Here is a 24,196-nt window from a genome sequence, read left to right on the forward strand (position 1 = left end):
AGGGCTGCGCCGGGGCAGGCGGCGACAAGGAGCGGCGCCGCTACCGCCATCAGCAGTTCATGCTCGATCATGTGGGCGGCAAACACCCGTTCGCCAAGCGCATGGATTGGGCTGACCAGCGCTCCGGTCAGCACGCCCCAGCCGGCGGTGAACAACAGAACTTGCCGCGTCCGCTCGGAGCGGCCCCGGCTGCTGCGGAGCCATAGCCGGCTCGCTCCGAGCGCATAGATGAGCGCGATTGCGGCCAAAGGGAGCGTGATGGGAAACGCAAGCGTCCATCCCGCTTCGGGCGCGCCGGCGCCATAGCAGATCGAGGTTGAGAAGAAGGCCTCGAAGCTCATCGCAGGCACTCGTCGAGAATGAGTGCGGCGCTGCCCTGCATGACGATGACGAGGGCAAAAAGCAAAGCCGCAAGAATGCCGAGATCGGCGACGAATTTCTCGGTGCCGCGCGTGCGCTCCGGCTTGAAAGCCGCGCCCCCTTGCCGCCGTGCCCGCCAAGAAAGCATGCCGCCGAGAAGTGAAAGGAAGGCCAGCAGCAATGCGATCGGAAGCACGACCGGAACCTGGCGATTGCACTGCCACGGAACAAGCGCGTAGTTCAGCTGCGTCGAGATTGCCCAAGCCAAAGGCCCCGACAAAAGACCACCCCAGGACATTCCCAACCGCAGCGCGCGCATCAGCCTAGCCTCGGTACCCAGTAGATGAGCAGGTAGATCGGGATCCAGGTGAGCACCACGAAATCCCAGTAGAAGACGTTGTCGCCCACATCGCCGAAGCGCCGGCCGCTATACCCATGGCGTGTGAACATCAGCACCGTCAGCACGATCGTGTCGCCCACGTCGGTGATCAGATGCGTGGTGTGCAGTCCAAGCAACACCCAAAGCATCGAGCCGTAGGCGTTTGTGTCCCAAAAGATATTCAATGCCGGGAACTCGAACCAGCGCACCACGAGCGGGGCGACACCGAACAGCGACATCACGACCATGCCGATCCGCACCGGTACGATGGCGCAATGCTCGGCGTAGCGATTGAGGATGTGGTTTGGCACCAGGCTGGCGATCAGCAACAGGGTGACGATCGTTCCCGGCCAATGGTTAGGTTCCGGGGCGCTCAGACGCCAGTTGGGCCATGACATCGCCAGATAGAGATAGGCGCCGGCCGCCAGCGCGAAGCCCGTCCCTTCCAATGCCATGAAGCCGAGCGTGCCCCACCAGGTTGGGCTGCGCGGACCATGGCCAAACGTAGGGAGGGCGGAAAGGTCGGTGACGGGCCGCTGGTTCATTCCTCGTCCTCCGGATCGCCCTTGGGCCAGAACCAGCCGAGCAGCGTGAGCGCGATCGGCATGGCGCCCCAGACGATCGCCCACGGCGTGAAGATCGAGTAGAGGAACGTGCCGCCCACGGCGATCGCCGCCAGCAGCGGCCAGATCGACGGCGTCGCCGATTTCTCGCGGATGTCGGGGTAGGCCTCCGCCACCGTCGAGATGAGCAACTCGCGGACATCGACGCGGAGTCCAGTTGCGACGGGAAGCGCCTCTCGTTCGGCCCACAGCGGCTCGACATTCGTCACGATCGGAATGCGCGAGAAATTGTAACTTGGAGGCGGGGACGACGTGGCCCATTCCAGGGTGCCGGCATCCCAGGGGTTATCGCCGGCCGGAGCCCCTTTCAATGCGCCATGTATCAGGTTGAAGGTGAACAGCACGAAACTCAGGAAGAACAGCACCGCGCCGGCGCTGATGAACAGGTTGATGTTGCCCCAGCCAAGCTCCGCCGGATAGGTATAGACCCTGCGCGGCATGCCCCACAGGCCCACGAGATGCATCGGGAAGAAGGCCGCGTTGAAGCCGATGAAGGCCAGCCCGAAATGCCAGCGTCCGAGACGTTCGCTCATCATGCGCCCGGTGATCTTGGGGAACCAGAAATAGGCCGCGCCCAGCAGCGGGAATACCGATCCGCCGATCAGCACATAGTGGAAGTGGGCGACGACGAAGTAGGTGTCGTGCACCTGAAGGTCGAGCGGCACCGAGGCGAGCATGACGCCGGTTAGCCCGCCGATGACGAAGATGAAGAAGAAGCCGAAGACGAACAGCAGCGGCGTGCGGATCACCGGTCTGCCATCCCACAAGGTCGCCAGCCAGCAGAAGATCTGCACGCCATTGGGGATGGCGATCAGCATGCTGGACGCCGTGAAGAAGCTCGCCCCGAGCTTCGGCAATCCTGTTGCAAACATATGATGCACCCAGAGGCCGAACGACAGGAAACCCACCGCGATCAGCGACAGGACCAGCCCTAAATGGCCGAACGTCGGTCGCCGGGCAAAAGCGGGAATGATGGAGGAGACCATGCCCGTCGCCGGCAGGAAGATGATGTAGACCTCGGGATGACCGAAGAACCAGAACAGATGCTGAAACAGCAGGGCGTCGCCGCCCTCCGCGGGGTTGAAAATGTGGGTTCCGACAAGCCGGTCGAGAATGAGGAAGGTCGAGGTGATCATGACCGCTGGCATCGCGAAGACGACGACGAAGGAAGTGACCAGCAGTGCCCACACATAAAGCGGTATCTTGTCCAGCGACATGCCGGGCGCGCGTTGCTTGAACACGGTGACGATGGTGGCGACGGCGACCGCAAGCGACGACACTTCGGTATAGGTGATCATTTGCGCCCAGACGTCAGCGCGCTTGCCAGGAGAGAATTCCGGTCCGGATAGGGGCACATAGGCGAACCAGCCGACGTCCGGCGCCATGTTGAGGAGGAATGAGATCCAGGCAAAGGCGCCGCCCGAGACGTAGATCCAGTAGCCGAATGCATTGAGCCGCGGGAAGGCGATGTTACGGGTGCCGACCATCAGCGGCACCAGATAGATTCCCGTTGCCTGAACGATGGGCACAGCGAACAGGAACATCATGGTGACGCCATGCATCGTGAACAGCTGGTTGTAGAGGTCCGGCCCGATCAGCCCGCGCTGCGGCCCGGAGAGTTGGATTCGCATGGCGACCGCGTTCAGCCCGCCAAGGCACAGGAAGATGAAGGCCGTGATCAGATAGCGCCTTGCGATGACCTTGTGGTCGACGCTCGACAATGCTCCGATGATGCCGGGCGGCGTGCGCCATGCCCGCGTGAGCCAGTGGTGCAGGCTGGCATCGTCCATGCCAGTATCGCGCGGTCCGTCATGCTCGGGAGCCAGGTCGCCCTTGGTGGCGGTCTCGCGTTTCGGCGGCAGGTCGCGTTCGCTGATCAGATCCGCGCTGCTCATTTCAGACCCTCAAGGTAGGCGACGATGGCGTTGAGTTCGTCGCCGTTGAGCTCCACCACAGGCATGTGGGAACCGGGCTTCACGCCTTGGGGGTCCGCTATCCAGGCAGCGATATTGCCTCGGCTCATCGTCAACGTGCCGGCGGCGAGCGTGCGCCGGCTGGCAATATGCGTCAGATCCGGCGCGACGGTTCCTCCCGCTGGAGTGCCCCCGATCCTGTGGCACATCACGCAGGGACGCTTGAGGAACAGGTCCTCGCCAGCCTTGGCCTCGTCGCTCGCCGGAGGGCCAGACGGCTGCAACTGGTCGTTCCACCAAGCGTCGAACTTTTCCTTCGGCTCAGCGATGATGAAGGTACCCATGTTCGCATGCTGCGCACCGCAGAACTCGGCGCACTGGCCGCGATATACGCCAGGCTTGTCGGCCTTGATGTCGAGCACATTGATATGGCCGGGGATGAGGTCGAGCTTGCCGGAAAGGCTCGGCACCCAGAAGGAATGGATCACGTCCGTCGATGTCAGCAGAAGCCGTACGGGCTCCCCGGCGGGGATGTGAATCTCGTTCGCCGTGGTCAGGATGCGGCTCGGCGTGGCGTCTTCGTAGCGGACTTCCCACCACCATTGGTGGCCCGTGACGCGAATGGTGAGCGCGGCGTCGGAGCCGATCGCCGCAAGTGTCCTGTTGGCGAAGAAGCTCAGCAAGGTCAGTCCGACCACGATCACTGCGGTCAGCCCGACGGCGATCACGACAACGCGCAACTTTCGATGGTCGGCGCCGGCGTCGAGCACGAGCGGCTCGGCGCCGTCCCGCGACCGCATCATCAACGGTGTGGCAAGAGCGATCATCACCAGGACCCAGATCACCGCGCAAAGCGCGGTGAAAAACCAGATGAGCCATGCCAGCTCACTGGCAGCTGGCCCTTTCGGGTCGAGCGCTGATTGCCATCCCGCGCATCCCTGCAGAAACAAGACGCAGGCCGTGCCGAACCCGGTCGACGCAAGGCGCTTCACGGTGATTTCCCCAGCGTGGCTGCATCTGGCATGCGGTTTTCCGACGGATGCGGCATCATGTCGTCATTGCGTTGCGGCGCGGCGGACGAGGGTGCGTTGCCACTCAGCGAGCGAACGAAGGCGGCAAGCTCCCAAATCTGGTCATCGGGTATCTTGTCGCGGAAGCTCGGCATGCCTTTTGGCCGCCCATCGCGGATGGTGGCGTGGATGCTTTCGATCGAACTGCCGTAAAGCCATTTCTGGTCCATCAAGGCCGGCCCCATGCCGCCGCCGCCATTGGCATGACAGCCCGAACAGTTGAACCAGCTGAACAGGCGCTTGCCCTCGCTGAGGTGGAAGGCATTGGCCTCGAAGCTGGCTGCCTTGTTGTCGCTGGCCGAAGGCCGCTGTCCACCGGGTTCCAATGTGGTCACAGGCGCCGGCTGCTCACCCGATCCGAGCGAGGATTGCGGGCGCGTGTCACGCTCCTCGCGCTGGCATGCCGTAAGCGCTAGGGCCGTAAACAAGAGCATGGCGGCACCGTGCTTCATCGCACTGGGCTCCCCGGGCCATCGAGGCGCGGCACGCCATATTGCGACAGCAATGCGTCGATCTCGGCCTTGTGCCTGGCCAGCGCGCTGTTCACATCGCCACGCAGCGCATCGTCCTCGCGCCGAACGCCCATCGAGATGTCGTAGATCATGGGCAATTGCGGCCCGTCGATGCGAGGCGTGACGGGCGTGACGCGGAGAGGCACTTTCTGCTTGGCGGCGAAGTAGCCGGCGAGCGGGCCCCAGACGACGGCAAGATCGATGTCTCCGGTCGCCACTGCTTCGACGATGCGCGCCGGAGGGTTGGGTGCGGAGTAGTCGCCATAGACGGGATAGCCGACGAGATGCCCGACGATGCCGCGGCGGCCGAGCGCCTGGACGGGAGGCGAATTGGCCCCGTCGTCGCCGATGAGTTGCACGCCGATCCGCATGGCGCGCAGCCGCGGATCGTTGAAGGATGCCACATCCGGACCGTCCTGGCGGGTGACGAAAACATAGGACGACCGATAATAGGGGGTGGTGGTGCGCAGCATTTCGAGATTGGCCGGTGTGCCGGGCACGAGATCGCAAAGGCCGGCCTTCAGCGTATTGCGCACGAAGCCCCGGCGCTGTGCCCACCAAGTGTAGGTCAGTTTGGCGCCGAGATCGGCGGCCACGATCTCAGCGATCCTGTTCTCGAAGCCCTGACCGGCGGCGTTGGAGAAGGGCATGTTGTTCGGGTCGGCGCAGACCCTCAGTTCACGCACATTCGCTGTCGCCGGCAAGAGCAGCAAGGCGAGGGCGGCCATGCCGGTTGCCATCCGCTGGAGCGCCTTTCGCACCTGGCGCGAGGGCCGCTCGAGTGCCTCAGGGGAGCCGGAACACATAGAGCGTGCCTCCCGCCGTTGTCGCGTCCTTGAGATCCTTCATCGCGTTGACGAAACCGAGGGCAGCGGTGGCGTCGCGCGGATCGAGATCGCCGGACACGATGGCGCCGGCCCAGCCGCCTACACCCGACAGGATCGCCACATATTGGTGTCCGTCGGGGCCGCGATATGTGATGGGCTGGCCGATGATGCCGGACGACGTCTTGAATTGCCAAAGCAGCTCGCCGGTCTTGGCGCTGACCGCCTTGAACCAACCCTCCATGGTTCCGTAGAAGACGACATCGCCGGCGGTCACGACCGCGCCGCTCCACACCGGGAAGTTCTCCTTGAGGCTCCAGGCGGGCTTCTCCGCGGCGATGTCCCAAGCGGTGAAGGCGCCCCGGTTCCCACCAGGCCCGGGGATCATGCGCACGTTCATGCCGACATAGGGCGTGCCGGCGATGTAGTTCACCTCGACGCCTTCTTCGTCCATGCACAGATTGTTATGCGGGATGTAGAGCAGCCCGGTCTTCGGCGAAAAGGCGGAAGGCTGCCAGTCCTTGAGCCCCGATGCGGTCGGGCAGATGTCGCGGACGACCTTGCCGGTACCGGTCTTCTTGTCCGGGTTCTCGATCAGACGGCCGCTGTCGAGGTCGACACCCTTGCTGGAATTGACGGGGCCGTAGGGCTTCGCGGACAGCACTTCGCCGGTGGTCCGGTCGAGAATGTAGAGATAGCCGTTGCGCTCGGGCCGGACCAGCACCATGCGCGGCTTGCCCTGCCAGTTCATGTCGAGCAGGACCTGCTCGTTGATCCCGTCATAGTCATGAAGGTCATGCGGGCTCCACTGGTAGAACCATTTCGCCGCTCCGGTATCAGGGTCGCGGGCGAAAATCCCTGACGTCCATTTGTTGTCGCCGGGCCGCAGATCCGGGTTCCACGGTCCGGGGTTGCCGGTGCCGTGGAAGATCAGGTTGAGATCCGGGTCGTAGGAAATCCAGCCCCACATGTTGCCGCCGCCGATTTTCCAGGCTTCCGGCGGCCATGTCGTGACGCCAAGGTCCTTGCCCTTGTCCATGTCGTAATGCGGCTTGAAATCGGGGCCGATCAGCACGTCCTTGTCCGGTCCCGTGCCGTAGGCCGTCCAGACGACATGACCGTCGCCGGCGTCAAGCGCCTTGACCCAGCCGCGGACGCCCATCTCGCCGCCTGAATTGCCGACCAGCACTTTGCCTTTCACCACCAACGGCGCCATGGTGATGGTCTCGCCTATGTTGATGTTGCCGATATGGGAGTTCCAGATCGGCTGACCGGTGTTCGCATCGAGTGCGATGGTGTGACCGTCCAGTGTGTTGAAGAAGATGCGCCCGTCCGCGAAAGCCGCGCCGCGATTCACGACGTCGCAACAGGCAACCCCTTGCGCCGCGGGTTCGGGATTGGGTTCGAACTTCCATTTCATCGGCGCGCCTGGCTTGGTGAGGTCGAGCGCGTAGACCATGTTGGGGAAGGGGGTCACGATGTACATGGTGCCGCCGACGACCAGCGGCGCCGCTTCCTGGCCTTTGTTGACTCCGGTGGAGAAGGTGAAGGCCACCTGCAGGTTCTTGACATTGCCTTCGTTGATTTCCGTGAGCTCACTGTAGCGGGTCGACGCGTAGTTCTTGGCCGGCATCGTCCATTGCCCATCGTCGCGCGGTGCGGCGGAAGCCGGCGGCGAGATCGCTGACGGTGGCGGAGCTTCGGAAGCGCCCGTCAGCAGAGGAGTGCAAGCCAGCAGCAACCCCGCAAGGAAGCTCTGGAGACGTTTTCTAGCTGCCGCCGGGCGGTTCGTGCGTACCGCGTCAACGCAGGGTGTTGCACACCGCGCTGCTTGCTTCATTTCGGTGTCGCGCCTCCGACGCCTGAACCGATTTCCGCTGCGATGTCGGCCTCGGTGCCCGAGCATAGCGGGTGACCCCAGCCGGAGGCGCTTTTTCCGCCGGGATCGAGATCATAGATGATGGCATCCTTGCGGTTGGGATTGACGCCTGCCGGGACCTTGTCGAGGCCGAGAGCCGCGCGAACGCGCCAGGCGACATTGTGGTCGGCGCAAGAGGAATCGCCACTGACGCCAAGCGCGCCGACGATCGTTTTGCCGTCGTAAAGGGCCAAGCCCCCGCCAAACACGACGACGCCGCCGATAGGCTTGCCGACCAACGGATCGTTGGCGCTGCCGAAGGTTTTGGGATCGCCCGCATAAGCCGCGGTTTGGTTGACGGGGTTGGTCGCCTGCAGCCCGAACAGCGGCCCACCCGGTTGCACGCCGGCGTAGAGATTGGCCGTCGACAGGGCCATTTGAGCCAGGCTGAGACCGTTGGCGGTGTTGGCTTTCTCCGCTGCGATGAGCCGACTGCCCGGCCATTGCGAATCGACTGCGGGGCCGCTGAACGCAATCGCGCAGACAGTGCCATCGCGGGCAACGATCGCGCCCCATTCGTTGGTTTCAAAGCCGCCATTCGCTGGTCCGCCGCTTGCCTTCACATTGGCTTTGAGGACTGTAAGCAGCCTATCGTGATCGGCCGGACAAGCCTGCTGCGCCATGGCCCTGTCATCGTGGAGCAGGTCGCCCATCAGCAACAACAAACCAAAGGCAGATACGAAAAGCTGACAGCGATACATTGTCTTGGGCATTCGTTCGAACATCAAAGAGAACCCTGGCAGATCGTGGAACGCGAGCAGGCGTCCGTGCCTAACTCGCACAATGCTTCTATGTTCCTGCTTTGGAAAAATTCGTGCAGTTGGATTTGGAGGCTGGTGCTCAGCCATGCTGTCCGTGTCATCCCAAGCCTCTTTTGGCGGGCGATAAACCCGGACAACTCATCTGCTACCTAATCCGGACAACTCATGTGCTTACGACACAGATCGGAGAGGGACTTGCCTACATCGCACATGTCGTCGATATGAAGGTCGATGAATTCGCCGAAGGGCTTCAGGCGCGCTATACGGGACTTTGTCAGCGTCTCACCATGATCGACTTGGCGTAAATTCGTGTGCACTCGGCAGGGTCTAGCGTTTTGAATGTTAAAGAAAATGCTGAAAAATCAACAATATAGACTGGCTATCGCACCCATGATGGACTGGACGGACCGGCATTGCCGGTTCTTCCATCGCCAGCTGACGACATATGCGCTGCTTTATACCGAAATGGTTGTGGCCGACGCGGTCATCCACGGCGCGCGCGAGCGGCTGCTTGGCTTCGATGAGGTGGAACATCCCGTCGCCCTGCAACTTGGCGGCTCCGATCCGGCAAAACTTGCTGAAGCGGCGCGCGTTGGCGAAGCCTTCGGTTATGACGAGATCAATCTCAATGTCGGCTGCCCGTCCGACCGCGTCCAGTCGGGCACGTTCGGCGCCTGCTTGATGAAAGTGCCCGACCTCGTCGCAACCTGCGTCGCGGCGATGAAGGCGGCGGTGACGGTGCCAGTCACGGTCAAGTGCCGCATCGGCGTCGACGAACAGGATCCGGAGCCGGCGCTCGATGCGCTGGCGAATGGGGTTTTCGATGCCGGCGCCGATGCCTTGTGGGTGCATGCTCGCAAGGCGTGGCTGGAAGGGCTGAGCCCCAAGGAAAATCGCGACATCCCGCCGCTCGACTATAACAGGGTTTATCGGTTGAAGGCTGGAAAACAAAACAAATTCATTGGCATCAATGGCGGCATTCAGTCTCTTGACGAGGCGCGGCTGCATCTCGATCATGTCGACGGAGCCATGCTCGGCCGCGCCGCGTACCACACACCAGGCATTCTGGCCGGTGTTGACGCCGCCTTCTACGGTGCGCGGTCGGAAGCGTTCGATTTCGCGGCACTGATCGATGCGATGGCGGACTATGCGGCGCACCATATCGAACAAGGCGGCCGGCTCGGCCATGTCACCCGCCATATGGTCGGGCTGTTTCACGGGCTGCCCGGCGCGCGCCGCTACCGTCAGATCCTGTCCACCGACGCGACCCGACCCGGGGCCGGGGCGGATATGCTGAAGACTGCTTTCGCGGCTGTCGAACTCGGTGGAGCGGCCGCCGAAGCGGCCTGAGCTCAGTCCCTGAGGATCATCCGGTCGCCACGCACGTCGAAGCCCGACAGCGAACCGATGAAGTTCATGCCAAGCAGGCTTTGGCTCAGCATGCCGGGAGCGGCGATCATCACCGGCATATCCTTGCGCACGATGCCGCCGATCGCCAGTTCGTCGGTTTTGACCGCCGCGGCGCGCGCCATGCCATTGGCGGTCGAAACCGGTATCGTGTAGTTGAGCGCCGCGGGATTGAAGCCTGCGGCCTGGGCGTCCTCCGAACTCAGCACCGTGCTGGTGGCGCCGGTGTCGACAACGGCGCGAACCGGGTTGCCGTTGACCAGGATGCGCGCTTCGAAATGGCCATTGTCGGCCTTGTCCAAGGTCACGGTGGCGTGGCCGTCTTCGACACCGAGCGCCAGCGGGCTGCCGGGAACGAGGCCGGCGGTCACCCGGCTGGCGACGTCCTGCAGCTCGTAGCGATATTGATAGCCGGCGATCAGCGCGAGCACGATAGCCGCCCAGGCGCCGAGATTGCGGGCCATTACACCCAGCGGAGCGGACCGCAGCAAGCCGGCGCTGATAAGGGCGCCGAAAGCCCCAAGCCAGATCAGCCGGCCAAAATCGTAATTCTCGACGCCGAACGTGCTGCCGGCGGAATCGTTGAGCATGAGCAGGGCTGCCCCTACACCGATCACCGCCATCACAACCCAGAACAGCCGGCTGCTCACTCGTCCCTCGCTAGAGTGCGTCGCGTTCGCGTGCCATGCGGGTGCGGCGCGTTTCACGGCGCGGCCGGCGCTCGACGGTTTCGAGCCGGGCTGGCAGTTCGGCCATCACGCTGCGGCGCGTCTCGGGCGTCATCCCTATCCAGGCGCCGATCTCCTCGCGCGTGCGGCCGCAACCGAAGCAGAAGCCGGTTTTCATATCGATCGAACAGACCAGGATGCAGGGAGATTCGATGGCCGTCATGACTTTCTCTCGGTGGACCCGGTCCGGAATCCGCTCTTCCACCTCCACATGGTGCAACGGCAAAGCCAATGCAAGCCCTCCCGATCGCGCCTTCCGTGGCCGCCTTTGCGGCAAATCAGGAAGGACGATCGAGGAGGTTGTGCCGGTCACGCAAGACAGCTATTCCGCTCCTCTGCTCCAGGAACGATTGTTCGCGACATGACCAGTGCACTGCCTTTCGATGATTTCCGCGACCTGCTCGGCAATCTGCCATTGGCCGACCTCAAAGCTGAAGCGCGCGTGCGCACACTGTTTGCCAAGGCCGATAAGCCTGAGAATTCGCTTGGCCGCGTCGAGGACATCGCCGCCTGGCTCGCAGCCTGGAGCGGTCGCGCTCCGCCTGCCGTGACTAGGCCCCTGATGGCTGTCTTTGCCGGCAACCATGGCGTTGCCAGGCAAGGCATTTCGCCGAGGCCCGTGGCGGCGACCGCTAACGCGGTCGAGCTTTGCGCGGCCGGCGGTGCGGCGATCAACCAGATCTGCATTGCCAACGACCTCGGTCTGAAGGTGTTCGATCTTGCCCTGCACATCCCGACCGGCGACATCACCGAGGACGCCGCGCTCGATGAGCGCGGTTGCGCCGCCACCATGGCCTTCGGCATGGAGGCGATTGCCGGCGGCACCGACCTGCTTTGCCTCGGCGATCTCGGCGTCGGCAATTCCACCGTCGCCGCCGCCCTGCTCGCCGCGCTTTTGGGGGGCAGGGGTGCCGACTCGGTTGGCCCGGGATCCGGCGCCGACGCGGCGATGCGGGCTCGCAAGGCAGAGGTGGTCGATGCGGCGCTGGCTTTTCATGGCCGCCATCTAGAAGATCCGCTTGAGGCGCTGCGCCGGGTGGGCGGCCGCGAGTTCGCGGCGATAGCCGGCGCAATCCTTGCCGCGCGGATGCAGCGGATACCGGTACTGCTCGATGGCTTCGCGGCAACGGCAGCCGCGGCGGTGCTGCATGCAGCGAACCCCGCAGCCCTTGATCATTGTCTTCTCGCCAGCCTGTCGCCGGAGCCCGCGCATGCAAGGGCGGCCGAGCACCTCGGGCTGCCTCCGCTGCTCGATCTGGGGATCGGCCACGGCGAAGGGGCGGGAGCCGCTCTGGCGGCTGGGCTGGTCAAGGCGGCGGCACTGACCAGTTCGGGCATGGCGGCGGCTGTGCGGGGTTGACCACGCGGCACCAGCGTTTACGGGGTCCTTACCGCCGTCGCGCGGCCACCGCCGCGGTCGGCAGCGCCGGCAGTTCTTCCATCACCCGGCTCAGCGGGAAAATAGCGATCGCCTCGGTGCCTTCGCGCAGCTTGGAATGAAGCTCGAACTCGCCGCCATGCATGGCGAGCAGCCCTTGGACGATCGGCAGGCCAAGCCCGGTGCCTTGCTCGGCGCTCTTGATGGCGATCGAACCCTGGCCGAAGGCTGAAAGCACGACCGGAATCTCGTCTTCGGGAATGCCCGGACCGTTGTCCTTGATCGAAATGTATTGTCCGCCGCCCGCCGTCCAGCCGACCCGGACGCGGATTTCGCCGCCGGTGGCGGTGAACTTGATGGCATTGGACAGAAGGTTGAGCGTGATCTGGCGCACGGCGCGCTCGTCGGCGAACAGCCGCGGCAATGTCTGTTCGAAATCCTGGATGACGCGGATGTCCTTGTTGCGCGCCTTCAACTCCATCATGTGGCAGCAATCCTCGACGATGTTGAGCAACATGACCGGCTCCTCGTTGAGCTGGTAGCGGCCGGCCTCGATGCGCGATAGGTCGAGGATCTCGTTGATCAGGTCGAGCAGATGCTGGCCTGAGTCATGCACGTCGTGGGCGTAGTCACGATAGGTGGGATTGCTCATCGGCCCGAGGACTTCGTTCGCCATCACCTCGGAAAAGCCGAGAATGGCGTTGAGCGGCGTGCGCAATTCGTGGCTCATCGAAGCGAGGAAACGCGATTTTGCCAGGTTGGCGTCCTCAGCCCGCCGCCGCGCCTCGTCCGACATCGACTTCGCCGTCTCCACTTCGGCGATCAGCGCGTCCTTTTCGGAGCGGAACGACAACAGCAGCAGGGAAAAACGATTGAGGTGACTGGCAATATAGGCGAAGAAAGGCAGCGACAGGACAAGCAGCGCAGCCATGGTGGCCCCGACCGGCATCCAGGACTTGGTCGCGGCATAGGCGTAGAGCGCCACTGGAACCGCGAAGGTCGCCAGCAGTGCTCCGCCCAGGGACGAGGCCATGAGCGCCGTCCCTGCCATGGCAAACAGCAGCACCACCGCCTTGACCGCCTGGAACTGGTCGACCTCGCAGGCCCCGCAGCCCAGCCAGACGAACCAGGCCCAGCCCAGACCACAAAGGAAGTGGCCGACCAGGAATTCCCTTCGCGTTTGCAAGGCGTTAAGTTCGGAAGCTTCCGTGCGCTCGATGCGCCGCGCCATGAAAACGACGATCGTATAAGAGGTCAGCGTAAACAACGCCCAGAGCCCGATCTCATTGCCGACACCGGCCAGACGACCGGCCGCGGCGATCGCCAGGACGAGCATCGGGATGACGACGGCACCGCTGGTCATCGCCTGGGCATGGAGCTTCAGCAGCTCGCGGTCGAAATCGAGATTGCCGGCCTGCTGCGAAAGACGGTCGCGCGTCTTGCGAACCGCGCGCGCGACATCGCTGTTGCGATGCCGTTTCCTGCGGTCCACAATGAACTTGTCCGCCGTGTTCGAGCGTTGCAAGGGCATCAAAAGCTTCAATTTATGCGCGCAGCGATTTCAAGGTGTTAAGCTACGTGCGAATGATTAACCAACCGTTTGCCATATGAGCCGTTCGTGGTCGCCAAGGTCGCGCCCGAGGTACGCGGCAGCGCGCCCGAGAAGTCCGTGGCGAAAGCTGCTGGATTACGGGCTGACCGTCATCATTCTGGGGCTGCTGATCCTGCTTGCGGCGCGTCTCGATCGAGTGGAGACACGCAAGACGCAAGGTACAGCCATCATCAATGACGGCGATTCGATCACGCTCGGCGCCGAGCGCATCCGCATGCGCGGCATCGACGCCCCGGAATACACCCAGACTTGCCACAAGAACGGCGCCGATTATGCCTGTGGCACGCTGGCGCGCCAGTCGCTGGTACGGCTGATCGCCGGCAGGCCGGTCACCTGCAGCGGCTGGCAGCGCGACCGCTATGGCCGGTTGCTCGGCGACTGCAAGGCCGGCGGCACCGACCTAAACCGCGCCCAGGTCGAGGCCGGCTGGGCCGTTGCCTACGGCGCTTTCGAAGGCGATGAAGCAACGGCCCGCGCGGCCAGGGTTGGCATCTGGGCGGGCACGTTCGACCTGCCGCAGGACTGGCGCGATAGTCACCACGGCGAGGTCGTCGAGCGAAAACATGGCACACTGGCGTCGATCGGCGACGCGGCGCGCGAGATCTTTCGCTTCTGGTGAAGCGTGTCTGGCGGAAGGAAAAGGAGGATCGAAATGAAGCTGTTCGACGGCGGCCGGGCACCCAACCCTCGGCGGGTTCGGATTTTTCTCGCCGAGAAGGGGATCGCGGTTCCGTTGGTGCCCGTCGACATGGGCGCGCTGGAGCACAAACAGCAGCCGGTAAGCTCGCGCAACCCGCTGCGGCGCCTGCCGGTGCTGGAACTCGATGACGGCACCATCCTCACCGAATCCGTCGCCATCTGCCGCTATTTCGAGGAACTCCATCCCGAGCCGGCATTGTTCGGAAACGACGCGCTTGGCAAGGCAAAGGTCGAGATGTGGCAGAGGCGGATGGAGTTCAACCTGCTCAGCAGCGTCACGCAGGCTTTCCGCCATATCCATCCCGCCATGAAGGAATGGGAAATTCCGCAGATCCCTGAATGGGGTGAGGCCAACAAGCCGAAGGCGGTGGAGTTTCTCATGCTGCTCGATGCTGAACTCGGCAGCCGTGAATTCGTCGCCGGCGACAGCTATTCCATTGCCGACATCACAGGGCTGATCGCGATCGACTTCATGAAGCCGGCACGCATCAAGGTGCCGGAGGAATGCACCAATGTGTCGCGTTGGCATCAGGCAATCTCCAGCCGGCCGAGTGCCGCTGCTTGAGCGTGGAACTGGACAGCTTCGCCACGACGGTCCGCGCTTGCCGCATCTGCGCGGACGATCCCATCGGCAAGCCGCTGGCGCATGAGCCGCGTCCGGTGCTGCGACCCTCTTCCAGCGCCCGCATCCTGATCGCCAGCCAAGCACCGGGAACCAAGGTGCATCTGTCGGGCATGCCCTTCACCGATGCTTCGGGCGACCGTTTGCGGACTTGGCTTGGTGTGACCAGCGACGAATTCTACGACATCGAGAAATTCGCCATCGTGCCGATGGGCTTCTGCTTTCCCGGACAGGACGCCAAGGGCGGCGACCTGCCGCCGAGGCGCGAATGCGCCCCGGCCTGGCGCGCGCCCTTGATGGCGCTGATGCCGCGGATCGACCTGGTGCTGACGATCGGCATCTACGCGCAGACCTGGCATATGGGCGCGGCGCGGCGCGCCTCGCTGACGGAAACGGTGATGGACTGGCGCGCCATCTGGGAGAATTCCGTCGGCCCCAAAGTGCTGCCGCTGCCACATCCATCCTGGCGCAACACAGGCTGGTTGAAGCAGAATCCGTGGTTTGAAATGGATTTGCTGCCTTTCCTGCGCTCGGAAATCCGCTATCGCCTCGGTTAGGCATTGAGCAAGAAAACACTCGCTTTCGTCACAAGCGGCAGAATTTTTTTCTTGTGAATGGCCCAAACAAAAGGGAATATAGCGAAACTATTCCACCAGGAGCCTCCGATGGATCGCCTCGACCGAAAAATTCTCCGCCTGCTGCAGGAGGACGCGACGCTCGCGGTCGCCGATGTCGCCAAGAAAGTCGGCCTGTCGACCACGCCGTGCTGGCGGCGCATCCAGAAGCTGGAGGAGGAGGGCGTCATCAAGCGGCGCGTCGCCATTCTCGACCACGAGAAGGTCAATGTGCGGGTCACCGTCTTCGTGTCGATCCGCACCAATTCGCATAGTCATGAATGGCTGCGCCGGTTTTCCGAGGTCATCCAGGAATTTCCCGAGGTGGTCGAATTCTATCGCATGAGTGGCGACGTCGATTACCTCTTGCGCGTCGTGGTGCCCGACATTGCCGCCTACGACGCCTTCTACAAACGGCTAATCGCCAAGATCGAGATCCGGGACGTGTCGTCGTCCTTCGCCATGGAGCAGATCAAGTACACGACCGAAATCCCGCTCGACTATATGGTGCTGGACAAGGAGTCGGGCGCGAACGCAGCCTGAGCCCGCCGTTCAATTCTTCTTCTTGTTGAGGAAGCTCCAGGGCGAGTTCACCGGCAACACAACGGAGTCCGGAACCGTGTCGACGGCCACGACATCTGCCTTGCGCACGCTATAGCCGGACTGGATGACGCTGACGCCGTCGAGAATGAACAGCTGGCTCTTCTCCATATCCGGCTTCAGGACGCCGGTGACGGCAACCGACTGGTAGGCCTCGGACATTTTGTAGGGATGGGCTGGTGTGACCAGCACGATCTGGTTGGGCGGAGGCGTCGGCATGTGGCTGCACGCACCCGTCCATGGCACCAGCAGGAACTGATAGACGAGATCTCCGTCGCGATCCACCGGCAATGCATAGCCGGCTAATTGTATGGTCTTGTCGTGCAGGGCGACTGAGAGCGTCTCGCCATGATCCGGCAGTTTCGCCGCGATCATCGGCAAGCCGGCGTCTTCGGCGATGGCCTGCGTCGCCGGGCGCAGATCCTTCCAGAAGATGTGCGTGGTCTCGGCCGAAGCGCCCGCAGTGGAGAGTGCAAGCGCGGCCGCAAGCGCCAGGATCGCTTTGAAATGGTTCATGGTCGCATCCTTTGCGGCGAGTAAAGACGCCGCTGTCGGTGGCGTCAATGCTCGAGCCGCGTCACATGTCGGCGAGAACCGGCCGCGGCAATCCTCGCCTTGTCAGGTCTTTCTGGTGGCGAGGCGTTCGTGGGTTTTGGCATGCGAGAGTTCTTTCACCGCATCCTTGCCGATCCAGCGCGCCGTCCTGTTCGCGGAGTTGGCAAGTTCCTGCGCCAGGGCAAGGGCAGGGCCATGCAAACCCACCGACCGTTTGCCGATTTGCCGCAGCGCCCAGTTGACCGCTTTCCTGACGAAATTGCGCTCGTCGCGGGAATGAGCCTCGACTAGCGGCAGGTAGGACAGAAACGTCGCGTCCGGCTCCTTTTTCAAATGCACTGACGCCCATGCCAGCATCGCGAAGGCCGTGCGGCGAACGAATTCGCGCTCGTCGGCGGCAAACTCCTCGACCAGCTGGCGCCAGAACAGCGTATCCACGAACAGATCCGAGACGGTGTCGACGATCTCCCAAGAATCGAAATCGCCGGCCCAGCGGCGGCATTCTTCAATGGTAATCCTTTTCGGCTCGCCGGTGAAGGCCGCCATCAGCCGTGCTTCGCGAACGCCGCTGTCCCACAGCGCCAGGGATCGCTTGTGGTCGCGCTTCAGCTTGCGCGCCAAAGGCCGCAAATCCGCATTGGCGACACCGAGCGCGGTCGCGGTGTTGATACCGAACCGCCCCATGCCGGCGCGGACTTCCTCGGTTCCGATCGAATGCAGATGAGCGACGATGTCCTGCGCGGTCCAGCCTGGAACGGGCAGGGACACTGCGCCTACTTCTCCAGCCGCGCCAGCAGCGAGGACGTGTCCCAGCGCTTGCCGCCCATCGCCTGCACGTCCTTGTAGAACTGGTCGACCAGCGCGGTCACCGGCAGCCTGGCGCCATTGCGATCGGCCTCTTCAAGGCAGATGCCGAGATCCTTGCGCATCCAGTCGACGGCGAAACCGAAGTCATATTTGCCAGCATTCATGGTCTTGTGCCGGTTTTCCATCTGCCAGGAACCGGCCGCGCCCTTGGAAATCACCTCGATGACCTTCTCAATGTCGAGACCTGCCTTCTTGCCGAAATGAATGCCTTCCGAAAGCCCCTGCACCAGCCCGGCGATACAGATCTGGTTGATCATCTTGGTGAGCTGTCCGGCGCCCGCCGATCCCATCAGTCCAACCATGCGGGCAAAAGCGTCGATAACTGGCCTGGCCCTGTCGAAGGCGGCCTCATCGCCGCCGACCATCACGGTCAGCACGCCGTTCTCGGCGCCGGCCTGGCCACCGGAGACGGGCGCGTCGAGAAATGAGAAGCCGCCCGATTGCGCGGCTTCGGCCAGTTCGCGCGCGACTTCAGCCGAAGCCGTGGTGTTGTCGATGAAGACCGAGCCTTTCTTCATCGCCTTGAAGGCGCCCGCGGGGCCCGTGGTCACAGAACGCAGGTCGTCATCGTTGCCGACGCAGGAAAAAACGAAATCCTTGCCCTCGGCGGCCTGGGCCGGCGTCGCGACAAAGCCGCCGCCATGTTGGGCGACCCACTGCTCAGCTTTGGCTTGGGTGCGGTTGTAGACGGTCACGTCGTGGCCACCCTTGTTCTTCAGGTGTCCGGCCATGGGATAGCCCATGACGCCAAGACCGAGAAATGCCACCGATGCCATGCCTTGTCCTTCCGGCGAAACAGAGATTTCAGCTGCGGAAGCTCTAGGCCATGCGACGAATTCGTCAAGGCGCGCGCTGCGGCATCGACTGGCACAGGCCGATCCGGAGCGGCTCAGCGATTGAGGTGGATCGTAATCCTGCGCTCGATCCATTCGACGCCATGGCGCAGGATTTCGACCATCACCAGATAGACGATGGCGACCCAGACATAGGCCTGGAAATCGAAGGATTTGGCGTAGGCAAGTTTCGCATTGCCCATCAAGTCGTAGACCGTGATGATGGCGACGATCGCCGAGGCCTTGATCATCAGAACCAGTTCATTGCCGTAGGGCCGCAAGGCCACGATGAACGCCTGCGGCAGGATGACCTTGCGCAGCGTCTGCAGCTTGTGCAGGCCGAGCGAGGCAGCACCTTCCCATTGGCCCCTGGGCACGCTCTCGATGGCGCCGCGAAGGATTTCGGCCTGGTAGGCCGCGGTGTTGAGCGCAAAGGCGAACACCCCGCAGTTGAAGGCCTCGCGGAAGAACCACCACAGCCCGATGGACTCGAGCTGCAGCCGGAAAGAGCCCAAGCCATAGTAAACGAGGTAGACTTGGACGAGCAGCGGTGTGCCGCGGAAGAAATAGACATAGCAATAGGCAAGGCCGGACAAGAACCGGTTCTTCGACATGCGGCCATAGGTGACGGGCAGCGAAAAGATCGCGCCGGCAACCATCGAGATCGCCACGAGCGACAGCGTGGTCCACAGTCCCTGCAGATAGGCGGGTGCATATCTGGCAAAGAACTCGCCATTCCAGGCGTAGACGAGATAGGCGAGGATACCGAGGCCGAAGAGGATCCAGAGGCCGACGAGTGCGTAACCGACGATGCGGGTGCGCGGCCAGCCGCGTGCCCGCGGCGGCGGGCGGTCGATCGAGATCGCTTCCGTGACGCTCATCGTGCCTCCCTCCGCCCCAGCGAGCGCAAGATGAACCCGGTCGCGATCGACGACAGGATCGCCAGGACGAGGAAAACCAGTGCGGCGACGCTGTAGAACAGGAAGGAATGCTTGGTGACACGTGCCGCCACGCCGGCATTGCGCAGGGTTTCAGCGAGGTTGACGACCGAGACGAGGGCGGTGTCCTTGAGCAGGCTCAGCCAGCAATTCTCAAGGCCGGGAAAGGCGATGCGCAGCAGCTGCGGCAGGATCACCTTGCGCATGGTAAGCCATTTCGACAGGCCGATTGCATAGCCGCCTTCATACTGGCCCTTCGGAATGGCGCGAAAGGCGGAGAGGAATACCTCGCTGGCGTAGGAAGAAAAGATCAGCGACAGCACGATCATGCCGGCGATGAAGCTGTCGACATCGATCGTTGCCTCCCGCTTGAAGAGGCGGATGACGTATTGCAGCAAGATGGGCATGCCGAAGAAGAACAGGAACAGCGTCACCAATTCCGGCAGGCCGCGAAACATGGTGGTGTAGATGTTGGCGGCCAGCCGCAGCGACGGTTCTTCGGACTGCTTGGCCCAGGCTACGAAAAAGCCGATCGTCAGGCCGATCGGCAGCGTTGCAAGCGCGAGCGCGATGGTGACCAACGCACCATAGGCAATATCGTCACTCCAGCCCTCCGGTCCCCAACTGAGCAGTGTCCATATGCTTTGGACTGGCATTGACTGGCCTTACCCCACGGCGCTCCCGAGATGAACAAGGCGGCAGGGAAACCCCGCCGCCTTGGCGATGATGATCAGGACTCGGCGCCGTAGACGTCGAACTTGAAGTACTTGTCGTTGATTTCCTTGTATTTTCCGTTGGCGCGGATGGCGTCGATGGCGGAATTCAGCTTGTTGACCAGGTCGGTATCGCCCTTTCGAACGGCGATGCCGGCGCCAGGTCCGAAAATTTCGACAGGTTGCGGCGAGGGCTGGCCGAGAATCTTGCAGCAGGCGCCTTCAGGCGAATCCAGAAACTGCTGCAGCACGACAATATCGTCCTCGATGGCGTCGAGACGGCCATTGGCGAGGTCAGCCTGTTCCTCGGGGCTGCTCGGATAGCCCTTAATGGTGCTGTCCGTGTAGGTCTTCGAGGCATAGTTGAAATGGGTGGTGGTGGTGGCGACGCCGATATTCTTTCCGGCGAGGTCTTCCTTGGTCACTCCCTTGAGCGGCGAATCCTTCGGCACGGCGATCGCCGACGGGGTGTTGTAGTATTTGTGCGAGAAGTCGACCTTCTGCTGCCTCTCCGGCGTGATCGACATCGAGGCCACGATGGCGTCGAACTTGCCGGCCTGAAGTGCGGGGATGATGCCGTCCCAATCCTGGGCGACGAAGGTGCACTTGACCTTCATCTCATCGCAAAGTGCCTTGGCGATATCGATGTCGAAGCCGACAAGCTGGCCATCGGCGGTGAGGTTGTTGAAGGGGGGGTAGGCGCCTTCGGTGCCGATCCGCAGGGTCTTCTCCTGGGCCTGGGCTACGCCGAGCGTCAGCAGCGCAGCCGATGCGGCGAGCGCGATACGCAGTGCAATACGCATGATAGTCCTCTCTTTATGGTCCCGGCCGTCGTTCCGAAACGGCTCTGTGGGGCGGTGCTTTTTGACCGCCCGCTAGGCCGATACTCCCACTCTTTCCAAGAAAAAAGCAACCGCAAAACCGCCGAAATCGGTAATGGGCTTCTACCGTTACGTTACTTCTCAAGCAACGAGGCCGGTCGTACGCTCGATGAAGTCGGCTATGGATTTTGCGTCGTCGAGGTCGAACACCGGCAGGCTCCGGTCGGCGATGGCGAAATCCGCGGCGACGGCGACAATATTGGGATCACCCACCGCAAGCGGCGTCCGGTCCTTCGCTTCCAGCCGCCTCGTTTCGATCTTGCGGTGGGATTCGCGCTTGTAGCCTTCGACCAGCACGATGTCGCAGGGGGCGAGCCGCGACAGGATGGCGTCCAGCGGCGGCTCTTGCTCGCCACGCAATTCGTGCATCAGCGCCCAGCGATTGCCCGATACGATCGCAACCTCGGTAGCACCCGCCTGCCGGTGGCGGAAGCTGTCCGCGCCGGGCTTGTCGATGTCGAAATGATGATGAGCATGTTTGACCGTCGAGACTTTCCAGCCGCGCCGCACAAGCTCCGCGACCAGCCTTTCCGTCAGTGTGGTCTTGCCGGAGTTTTTCCAGCCGGTGATGCCGAAGATGCGTCTGTTCATGGCGACATGCTCTGCAACAGCTGTTCAGCCTGGGCAAGATCGTCCGGCACATTGATGTTGAAGAAAGGATCGATTCCGACGGATTGCGGGACAGGGAATTCCACGTCGACATGGCCGTGTTGTTCGATAAAGGCCGAAACGCGCCTGTTGTCCTCATCGACCAGGAAATGCCGCAAGGCTTCGCGGCATCCGGTTGGCCACAGCGCGAAGGTCGGATGCCGCCGGCCCGCCGAAGAGGCGACGGCGATCGAACCGGGGTGTTGATGCGCCGCCGCCGCAAGACGATCAACGAGATCCGGCGGCAGGAAAGGCGTGTCGCCGGCCGCTGTGACGATCGCCCTGCAAGGCGTGCCGGCGGCGGCCCATTCCAGGCCGGTCAGGATTCCGGCAAGCGGCCCGGCAAAGCCTTCGATGGTATCGGCAAGCACCGGCAGCCCGAACCGGGCGAACCGCGCCGGATCGCCATTGGCGCTGAGCGCCAGGGTCTCGAGCTGCGGGCCAAATCGCGACAGCACCTGGTCGAGCACGCAGCCGCCGCCCAGCGGCAGCAACGCCTTGTCGCCACCGCCCATCCGCCTCGACTGGCCACCTGCCAGGATGATCCCCGCGATATCCCGCTTCATGCTATCCAGCCTGTACGCCAGCCGCGGGAAATCGCAAGCGGCTTCAAGGGGGTGCTAGAGTCCTTCCGGCGCCATGGCCGGGCCGGTGCTTTCGGCGACGATCTTTCGCCGGCCGACCATCCGCTCGCGATAAAGCGTATAGAGACCCGAGCCAACAACTATTGCCGCGCCGGCAATCATCGGCACGTCCGGTATGTCACCGAAAATAATCAAGCCAAGCAGTATCGACCAGAGGAGCGCCGTGTAGCGGAACGGGGCGATGAAGGAGATCTCACCCGATCGCATCGCCATGATGATGAATTGGTAGCCGATGAGCACCAGCACCGCGGCCAGCGCCAGCAGCGCCGTGCTTTTGCCGGTCATCGGTGTCCAGCCACCCATCGGCGTCAACAAAAACGCACCGACTACGGTCATGGCCAGCGCGGTGGCGGTCGAGACCAGCATCGTCGGGATGGCCTGGGGGATGCGCTTGGTGGCAAGGTCCCGCACCGTGCAGCAGGCGACGGATGCCAGCGCCACCAGCGAGTAAATGCTGAAGCCCTCGAAACCCGGCCGCACGATGATGATGACCCCGGCAAACCCGATGGCGATCGCCAGCCAGCGCCGCCAGCCGACCGCTTCACCGAAAAACAGCGCCGCGCCCATCGTCACCGCCAGCGGCAGCGCTTGCAGAACGGCCGAAACGCTGCCGATCGGCAAATGGGCGAGCGCGACCAGGAAGGACACCGTAGCGCCCGCCTCGCCCAGGACACGGACCGCCACCAGCGGCTGCAGCATCAGGCGCGGCTGAAAAAGTGCGCCACGTTGCCAAGCCAGCAGACCGACAAACAGCGAGGCGAACGCCCCTCTGATCAACATGACCTGCGCCATATTCATCGACTCCGAAGAGTATTTGGTGATGGCGTCGTTGAGCGTGAAGCCAACCATCGCTACCACCATGAACAACGCGCCGCGAAGATTTGGGGAAAGGGGCAAGACATCTACCGGTTGCTTTGGCAAGCAAGGCTGTAACAGCCCGCCACGAGACAGCAACGGCAAAGGGCTGGGCCAGGACCCGATATCCATCTTCGCCGGCATGAAACCACCCGGACGAGGTATGAATTCTGTCGGAAGGCGGCAACGCCTCCCGACACGGTGCGGACGAGGGATTGTCTACTTCTTGGGTGTCAGCACCTCGGTGCCGTTCCCCTCCTTGCCGGCGATGGTCCACAGACCATGCAGCGACCCGTCATCCTCGACCTTGTAGACGACGAGGCCGATATCCTTGCCCATTTCGTAGCCAGCGGAGAATGCGTTGTCGTTGCGCATGCAGATGCCATCGGAAGAAGAACCGCCGGTCTCCCAGTGGATCGTGCAGGTGGTGCCGCTGGTCAGCGTGATGGTGGCTTCGCCGCCATAGGACGAACCGTCGAAATTGGTGCCGGCAACGGTGTAAGTGCCGCCGATCGACTGGGCAGCCGCCGGCAGGGCAGCCAAGCCGAGCAAGGCGAAAGCGAGAAGAAGTTTGCGCATGATGTAATCCCCCGAAAATGCGATGAATCGCTACGGAACGGAGGGTAGGCGGGAAACCATGACCAGTAAATCAGACCGACATTTGCCGACAGAGATTTGTTTGCGGTGTGGCTAAAATACTCTTGGCTCGAACGGTTCATGGCCCCTTGAGGCTGCCAGCGATGGCGCCGACCAGCGGGTCATATTTCGATTTCAGCGCCGGCGGATAGTCGATCCAGATCGTGCGGATGACGCCATCCCCGCCAAACAGCCGCCGCTCGTAAAAAATCTTTCCGTCCTTCACGCCCGACAGCACCGCCCAATCCTTGCCGGCTTTGCCGTAGGCGACCTTGTAGCCAGGCTCATTGCTCGTCTTTTCGCCGACGACAAAGTCTTTCGGCGTCTCATGGTCGATGTTGAGGATGCCGGAGCATGTCAGGCTGGCGCCGTCCGCGCTCAGCCATACCTGACCGTCGCCATTCTCAGGCTCGGGCTGGCGATCGGTGAAGATATCGTCGGGGAAGGTGCAAACGGTGCCGAAGCGCTCGTTCACGTAGGTCGATTGCGCGGCAAACGCGGTATTCGCCGAGACCGCGGCAAGAGATATGATGATTGAGTAGAGCCGTCGCATGCCTTGCCCCGAAGCCGATGATTGCACGGCATTCTCGCACGGACAGGAGACAA

Annotated in this window: 30 protein-coding genes; 7 read left to right on the forward strand and 23 right to left on the reverse strand. The window is 62.8% G+C overall.

Annotated elements, in window-relative coordinates; all coding sequences use genetic code 11:
• The 9 genes from LB557_RS00005 to LB557_RS00045 form a co-directional block, all read right to left on the reverse strand.
• Positions 1-341: cytochrome c oxidase assembly protein (locus LB557_RS00005; protein ID WP_224643833.1), on the reverse strand; the 341-nt coding region annotated here is incomplete at its 3' end.
• Positions 338-679 (reverse strand): hypothetical protein, encoded by a 342-nt coding sequence (locus LB557_RS00010; protein WP_140720409.1) that lies wholly within the window; start codon positions 677-679, stop codon positions 338-340. The genes LB557_RS00005 and LB557_RS00010, both read right to left, overlap by 4 nt.
• Positions 679-1,284: a heme-copper oxidase subunit III gene (locus tag LB557_RS00015; protein ID WP_140619715.1), complete on the reverse strand. Its 606-nt coding sequence runs from the start codon at positions 1,282-1,284 to the stop codon at positions 679-681. Before LB557_RS00015 ends, LB557_RS00010 begins: the two co-directional genes overlap by 1 nt.
• Positions 1,281-3,257 carry a cytochrome c oxidase subunit I gene (gene ctaD / locus LB557_RS00020; RefSeq protein WP_140619713.1) on the reverse strand — a complete coding sequence of 659 codons (1,977 nt, stop codon included), beginning with the start codon at positions 3,255-3,257 and terminating at the stop codon, positions 1,281-1,283. Before ctaD ends, LB557_RS00015 begins: the two co-directional genes overlap by 4 nt.
• Positions 3,254-4,267, reverse strand: coding sequence for a cytochrome c oxidase subunit II (gene coxB / locus LB557_RS00025; RefSeq protein WP_015317836.1), 1,014 nt, complete (start codon positions 4,265-4,267; stop codon positions 3,254-3,256). Before coxB ends, ctaD begins: the two co-directional genes overlap by 4 nt.
• Positions 4,264-4,797: a c-type cytochrome gene (locus tag LB557_RS00030; protein WP_140720414.1), complete on the reverse strand. Its 534-nt coding sequence runs from the start codon at positions 4,795-4,797 to the stop codon at positions 4,264-4,266. The genes coxB and LB557_RS00030 overlap by 4 nt, the downstream gene beginning before the upstream one ends.
• Entirely contained in the window at positions 4,794-5,663 is an 870-nt protein-coding gene (locus LB557_RS00035; RefSeq protein ID WP_015317838.1) for a substrate-binding domain-containing protein, read from the reverse strand. The genes LB557_RS00030 and LB557_RS00035 overlap by 4 nt, the downstream gene beginning before the upstream one ends.
• A complete protein-coding gene (locus tag LB557_RS00040; protein ID WP_224643832.1) occupies positions 5,644-7,521 on the reverse strand; it encodes a methanol/ethanol family PQQ-dependent dehydrogenase in 1,878 nt (625 codons plus the stop codon). Before LB557_RS00040 ends, LB557_RS00035 begins: the two co-directional genes overlap by 20 nt.
• Entirely contained in the window at positions 7,518-8,252 is a 735-nt protein-coding gene (locus LB557_RS00045; RefSeq protein WP_224712988.1) for a heme-binding protein, read from the reverse strand. Before LB557_RS00045 ends, LB557_RS00040 begins: the two co-directional genes overlap by 4 nt.
• A gap of 275 nt (positions 8,253-8,527) precedes the next feature.
• Between LB557_RS00045 and LB557_RS00050 the strand changes: the two genes are divergently transcribed.
• Both LB557_RS00050 and dusA read left to right on the forward strand, forming a co-directional pair.
• Positions 8,528-8,665, forward strand: a complete 138-nt coding sequence (locus tag LB557_RS00050; protein WP_157163660.1) for a hypothetical protein — start codon at positions 8,528-8,530, stop codon at positions 8,663-8,665.
• Between the two features lie 46 nt (positions 8,666-8,711).
• The gene (gene dusA / locus LB557_RS00055) at positions 8,712-9,710 is read left to right on the forward strand and encodes a tRNA dihydrouridine(20/20a) synthase DusA (protein ID WP_224643831.1); all 999 of its coding nucleotides are present in this window, start codon (positions 8,712-8,714) and stop codon (positions 9,708-9,710) included.
• Positions 9,711-9,712: 2 nt separating this feature from the next.
• On the opposite strand, the gene LB557_RS00060 is transcribed toward dusA, so the two are convergent.
• Together LB557_RS00060 and LB557_RS00065 are read right to left on the reverse strand one after the other, a co-directional pair.
• Positions 9,713-10,417: a TIGR02281 family clan AA aspartic protease gene (locus LB557_RS00060; protein ID WP_224643830.1), complete on the reverse strand. Its 705-nt coding sequence runs from the start codon at positions 10,415-10,417 to the stop codon at positions 9,713-9,715.
• Between the two features lie 10 nt (positions 10,418-10,427).
• Complete coding sequence (locus LB557_RS00065) at positions 10,428-10,658, reverse strand: DUF1289 domain-containing protein (RefSeq protein ID WP_041163452.1); 231 nt, start codon at positions 10,656-10,658, stop codon at positions 10,428-10,430.
• Between the two features lie 198 nt (positions 10,659-10,856).
• Here LB557_RS00065 and LB557_RS00070 point away from each other — a divergent pair, with 198 nt between their 5' ends.
• Positions 10,857-11,855, forward strand: a complete 999-nt coding sequence (locus LB557_RS00070) for a nicotinate-nucleotide--dimethylbenzimidazole phosphoribosyltransferase (RefSeq protein ID WP_224643829.1) — start codon at positions 10,857-10,859, stop codon at positions 11,853-11,855.
• 28 nt (positions 11,856-11,883) lie between these two features.
• Here LB557_RS00070 and LB557_RS00075 read toward each other — a convergent pair whose 3' ends face one another.
• Positions 11,884-13,404 (reverse strand): sensor histidine kinase, encoded by a 1,521-nt coding sequence (locus LB557_RS00075; protein ID WP_140619699.1) that lies wholly within the window; start codon positions 13,402-13,404, stop codon positions 11,884-11,886.
• Between the two features lie 76 nt (positions 13,405-13,480).
• On the opposite strand from LB557_RS00075, the gene LB557_RS00080 reads away from it, so the two are divergent.
• The 4 genes from LB557_RS00080 (at position 13,481) to LB557_RS00095 (ending at position 15,963) form a co-directional block, all read left to right on the forward strand.
• On the forward strand, positions 13,481-14,104 hold the full coding sequence (locus LB557_RS00080; RefSeq protein ID WP_140619697.1) for a thermonuclease family protein: 624 nt from the start codon (positions 13,481-13,483) through the stop codon (positions 14,102-14,104).
• A gap of 33 nt (positions 14,105-14,137) precedes the next feature.
• On the forward strand, positions 14,138-14,749 hold the full coding sequence (locus LB557_RS00085; RefSeq protein ID WP_140824456.1) for a glutathione S-transferase: 612 nt from the start codon (positions 14,138-14,140) through the stop codon (positions 14,747-14,749).
• On the forward strand, positions 14,689-15,363 hold the full coding sequence (locus LB557_RS00090) for a uracil-DNA glycosylase family protein (protein ID WP_224643828.1): 675 nt from the start codon (positions 14,689-14,691) through the stop codon (positions 15,361-15,363). Before LB557_RS00085 ends, LB557_RS00090 begins: the two co-directional genes overlap by 61 nt.
• Positions 15,364-15,471: 108 nt before the next feature.
• The gene (locus tag LB557_RS00095; protein WP_006205209.1) at positions 15,472-15,963 is read left to right on the forward strand and encodes an Lrp/AsnC family transcriptional regulator; all 492 of its coding nucleotides are present in this window, start codon (positions 15,472-15,474) and stop codon (positions 15,961-15,963) included.
• A 9-nt stretch (positions 15,964-15,972) separates the two neighbouring features.
• Here the strand turns inward: LB557_RS00095 and LB557_RS00100 are convergent, their stop codons facing one another.
• The 11 genes from LB557_RS00100 to LB557_RS00150 form a co-directional block, all read right to left on the reverse strand.
• Positions 15,973-16,536 (reverse strand): DUF3299 domain-containing protein, encoded by a 564-nt coding sequence (locus LB557_RS00100; protein WP_140664540.1) that lies wholly within the window; start codon positions 16,534-16,536, stop codon positions 15,973-15,975.
• Positions 16,537-16,638: 102 nt separating this feature from the next.
• Positions 16,639-17,343 (reverse strand): DNA alkylation repair protein, encoded by a 705-nt coding sequence (locus LB557_RS00105; protein WP_224643827.1) that lies wholly within the window; start codon positions 17,341-17,343, stop codon positions 16,639-16,641.
• A gap of 5 nt (positions 17,344-17,348) precedes the next feature.
• Positions 17,349-18,218: an NAD(P)-dependent oxidoreductase gene (locus LB557_RS00110; protein WP_015317852.1), complete on the reverse strand. Its 870-nt coding sequence runs from the start codon at positions 18,216-18,218 to the stop codon at positions 17,349-17,351.
• Positions 18,219-18,331: 113 nt separating this feature from the next.
• The gene (locus LB557_RS00115) at positions 18,332-19,156 is read right to left on the reverse strand and encodes an ABC transporter permease (RefSeq protein ID WP_224643826.1); all 825 of its coding nucleotides are present in this window, start codon (positions 19,154-19,156) and stop codon (positions 18,332-18,334) included.
• Complete coding sequence (locus LB557_RS00120) at positions 19,153-19,869, reverse strand: ABC transporter permease (RefSeq protein WP_224643825.1); 717 nt, start codon at positions 19,867-19,869, stop codon at positions 19,153-19,155. The genes LB557_RS00115 and LB557_RS00120 overlap by 4 nt, the downstream gene beginning before the upstream one ends.
• A 74-nt stretch (positions 19,870-19,943) precedes the next feature.
• Positions 19,944-20,729, reverse strand: a complete 786-nt coding sequence (locus tag LB557_RS00125; RefSeq protein ID WP_015317855.1) for an ABC transporter substrate-binding protein — start codon at positions 20,727-20,729, stop codon at positions 19,944-19,946.
• Between the two features lie 159 nt (positions 20,730-20,888).
• On the reverse strand, positions 20,889-21,398 hold the full coding sequence (gene mobB, locus LB557_RS00130) for a molybdopterin-guanine dinucleotide biosynthesis protein B (protein ID WP_224643824.1): 510 nt from the start codon (positions 21,396-21,398) through the stop codon (positions 20,889-20,891).
• Positions 21,395-22,021 carry a molybdenum cofactor guanylyltransferase MobA gene (gene mobA / locus LB557_RS00135; RefSeq protein ID WP_224643823.1) on the reverse strand — a complete coding sequence of 209 codons (627 nt, stop codon included), beginning with the start codon at positions 22,019-22,021 and terminating at the stop codon, positions 21,395-21,397. Before mobA ends, mobB begins: the two co-directional genes overlap by 4 nt.
• 54 nt (positions 22,022-22,075) lie before the next feature.
• Positions 22,076-22,996, reverse strand: a complete 921-nt coding sequence (locus LB557_RS00140) for a DMT family transporter (protein ID WP_015317858.1) — start codon at positions 22,994-22,996, stop codon at positions 22,076-22,078.
• A gap of 177 nt (positions 22,997-23,173) precedes the next feature.
• On the reverse strand, positions 23,174-23,533 hold the full coding sequence (locus tag LB557_RS00145; protein WP_224643822.1) for a hypothetical protein: 360 nt from the start codon (positions 23,531-23,533) through the stop codon (positions 23,174-23,176).
• A gap of 136 nt (positions 23,534-23,669) precedes the next feature.
• Positions 23,670-24,143 carry a hypothetical protein gene (locus LB557_RS00150; RefSeq protein ID WP_224643821.1) on the reverse strand — a complete coding sequence of 158 codons (474 nt, stop codon included), beginning with the start codon at positions 24,141-24,143 and terminating at the stop codon, positions 23,670-23,672.
• Positions 24,144-24,196 lie beyond the last annotated feature (53 nt).

The organism is Mesorhizobium sp. BR115XR7A (genome assembly GCF_020165315.1).
GTDB classification, from domain to species: Bacteria; Pseudomonadota; Alphaproteobacteria; order Rhizobiales; family Rhizobiaceae; genus Mesorhizobium; species Mesorhizobium australicum.

Bases quoted from the DNA above. Each gene is read 5' to 3' on its own strand.
- LB557_RS00010 (WP_140720409.1), bottom strand. From the start codon at position 679: ATGCGCGCGCTGCGGTTGGGAATGTCCTGGGGTGGTCTTTTGTCGGGG.
- LB557_RS00015 (WP_140619715.1), bottom strand. From the start codon at position 1,284: ATGAACCAGCGGCCCGTCACCGACCTTTCCGCCCTCCCTACGTTTGGC.
- ctaD (WP_140619713.1), bottom strand. From the start codon at position 3,257: ATGAGCAGCGCGGATCTGATCAGCGAACGCGACCTGCCGCCGAAACGC.
- LB557_RS00030 (WP_140720414.1), bottom strand. From the start codon at position 4,797: ATGAAGCACGGTGCCGCCATGCTCTTGTTTACGGCCCTAGCGCTTACG.
- LB557_RS00035 (WP_015317838.1), bottom strand. From the start codon at position 5,663: ATGTGTTCCGGCTCCCCTGAGGCACTCGAGCGGCCCTCGCGCCAGGTG.
- LB557_RS00040 (WP_224643832.1), bottom strand. From the start codon at position 7,521: ATGAAGCAAGCAGCGCGGTGTGCAACACCCTGCGTTGACGCGGTACGC.
- LB557_RS00045 (WP_224712988.1), bottom strand. From the start codon at position 8,252: ATGGGCGACCTGCTCCACGATGACAGGGCCATGGCGCAGCAGGCTTGT.
- dusA (WP_224643831.1), top strand. From the start codon at position 8,712: ATGCTGAAAAATCAACAATATAGACTGGCTATCGCACCCATGATGGAC.
- LB557_RS00065 (WP_041163452.1), bottom strand. From the start codon at position 10,658: ATGACGGCCATCGAATCTCCCTGCATCCTGGTCTGTTCGATCGATATG.
- LB557_RS00070 (WP_224643829.1), top strand. From the start codon at position 10,857: ATGACCAGTGCACTGCCTTTCGATGATTTCCGCGACCTGCTCGGCAAT.
- LB557_RS00075 (WP_140619699.1), bottom strand. From the start codon at position 13,404: ATGCCCTTGCAACGCTCGAACACGGCGGACAAGTTCATTGTGGACCGC.
- LB557_RS00080 (WP_140619697.1), top strand. From the start codon at position 13,481: ATGAGCCGTTCGTGGTCGCCAAGGTCGCGCCCGAGGTACGCGGCAGCG.
- LB557_RS00085 (WP_140824456.1), top strand. From the start codon at position 14,138: ATGAAGCTGTTCGACGGCGGCCGGGCACCCAACCCTCGGCGGGTTCGG.
- LB557_RS00090 (WP_224643828.1), top strand. From the start codon at position 14,689: ATGCACCAATGTGTCGCGTTGGCATCAGGCAATCTCCAGCCGGCCGAG.
- LB557_RS00095 (WP_006205209.1), top strand. From the start codon at position 15,472: ATGGATCGCCTCGACCGAAAAATTCTCCGCCTGCTGCAGGAGGACGCG.
- LB557_RS00100 (WP_140664540.1), bottom strand. From the start codon at position 16,536: ATGAACCATTTCAAAGCGATCCTGGCGCTTGCGGCCGCGCTTGCACTC.
- LB557_RS00110 (WP_015317852.1), bottom strand. From the start codon at position 18,218: ATGGCATCGGTGGCATTTCTCGGTCTTGGCGTCATGGGCTATCCCATG.
- LB557_RS00115 (WP_224643826.1), bottom strand. From the start codon at position 19,156: ATGAGCGTCACGGAAGCGATCTCGATCGACCGCCCGCCGCCGCGGGCA.
- LB557_RS00120 (WP_224643825.1), bottom strand. From the start codon at position 19,869: ATGCCAGTCCAAAGCATATGGACACTGCTCAGTTGGGGACCGGAGGGC.
- LB557_RS00125 (WP_015317855.1), bottom strand. From the start codon at position 20,729: ATGCGTATTGCACTGCGTATCGCGCTCGCCGCATCGGCTGCGCTGCTG.
- mobB (WP_224643824.1), bottom strand. From the start codon at position 21,398: ATGAACAGACGCATCTTCGGCATCACCGGCTGGAAAAACTCCGGCAAG.
- mobA (WP_224643823.1), bottom strand. From the start codon at position 22,021: ATGAAGCGGGATATCGCGGGGATCATCCTGGCAGGTGGCCAGTCGAGG.
- LB557_RS00145 (WP_224643822.1), bottom strand. From the start codon at position 23,533: ATGCGCAAACTTCTTCTCGCTTTCGCCTTGCTCGGCTTGGCTGCCCTG.
- LB557_RS00150 (WP_224643821.1), bottom strand. From the start codon at position 24,143: ATGCGACGGCTCTACTCAATCATCATATCTCTTGCCGCGGTCTCGGCG.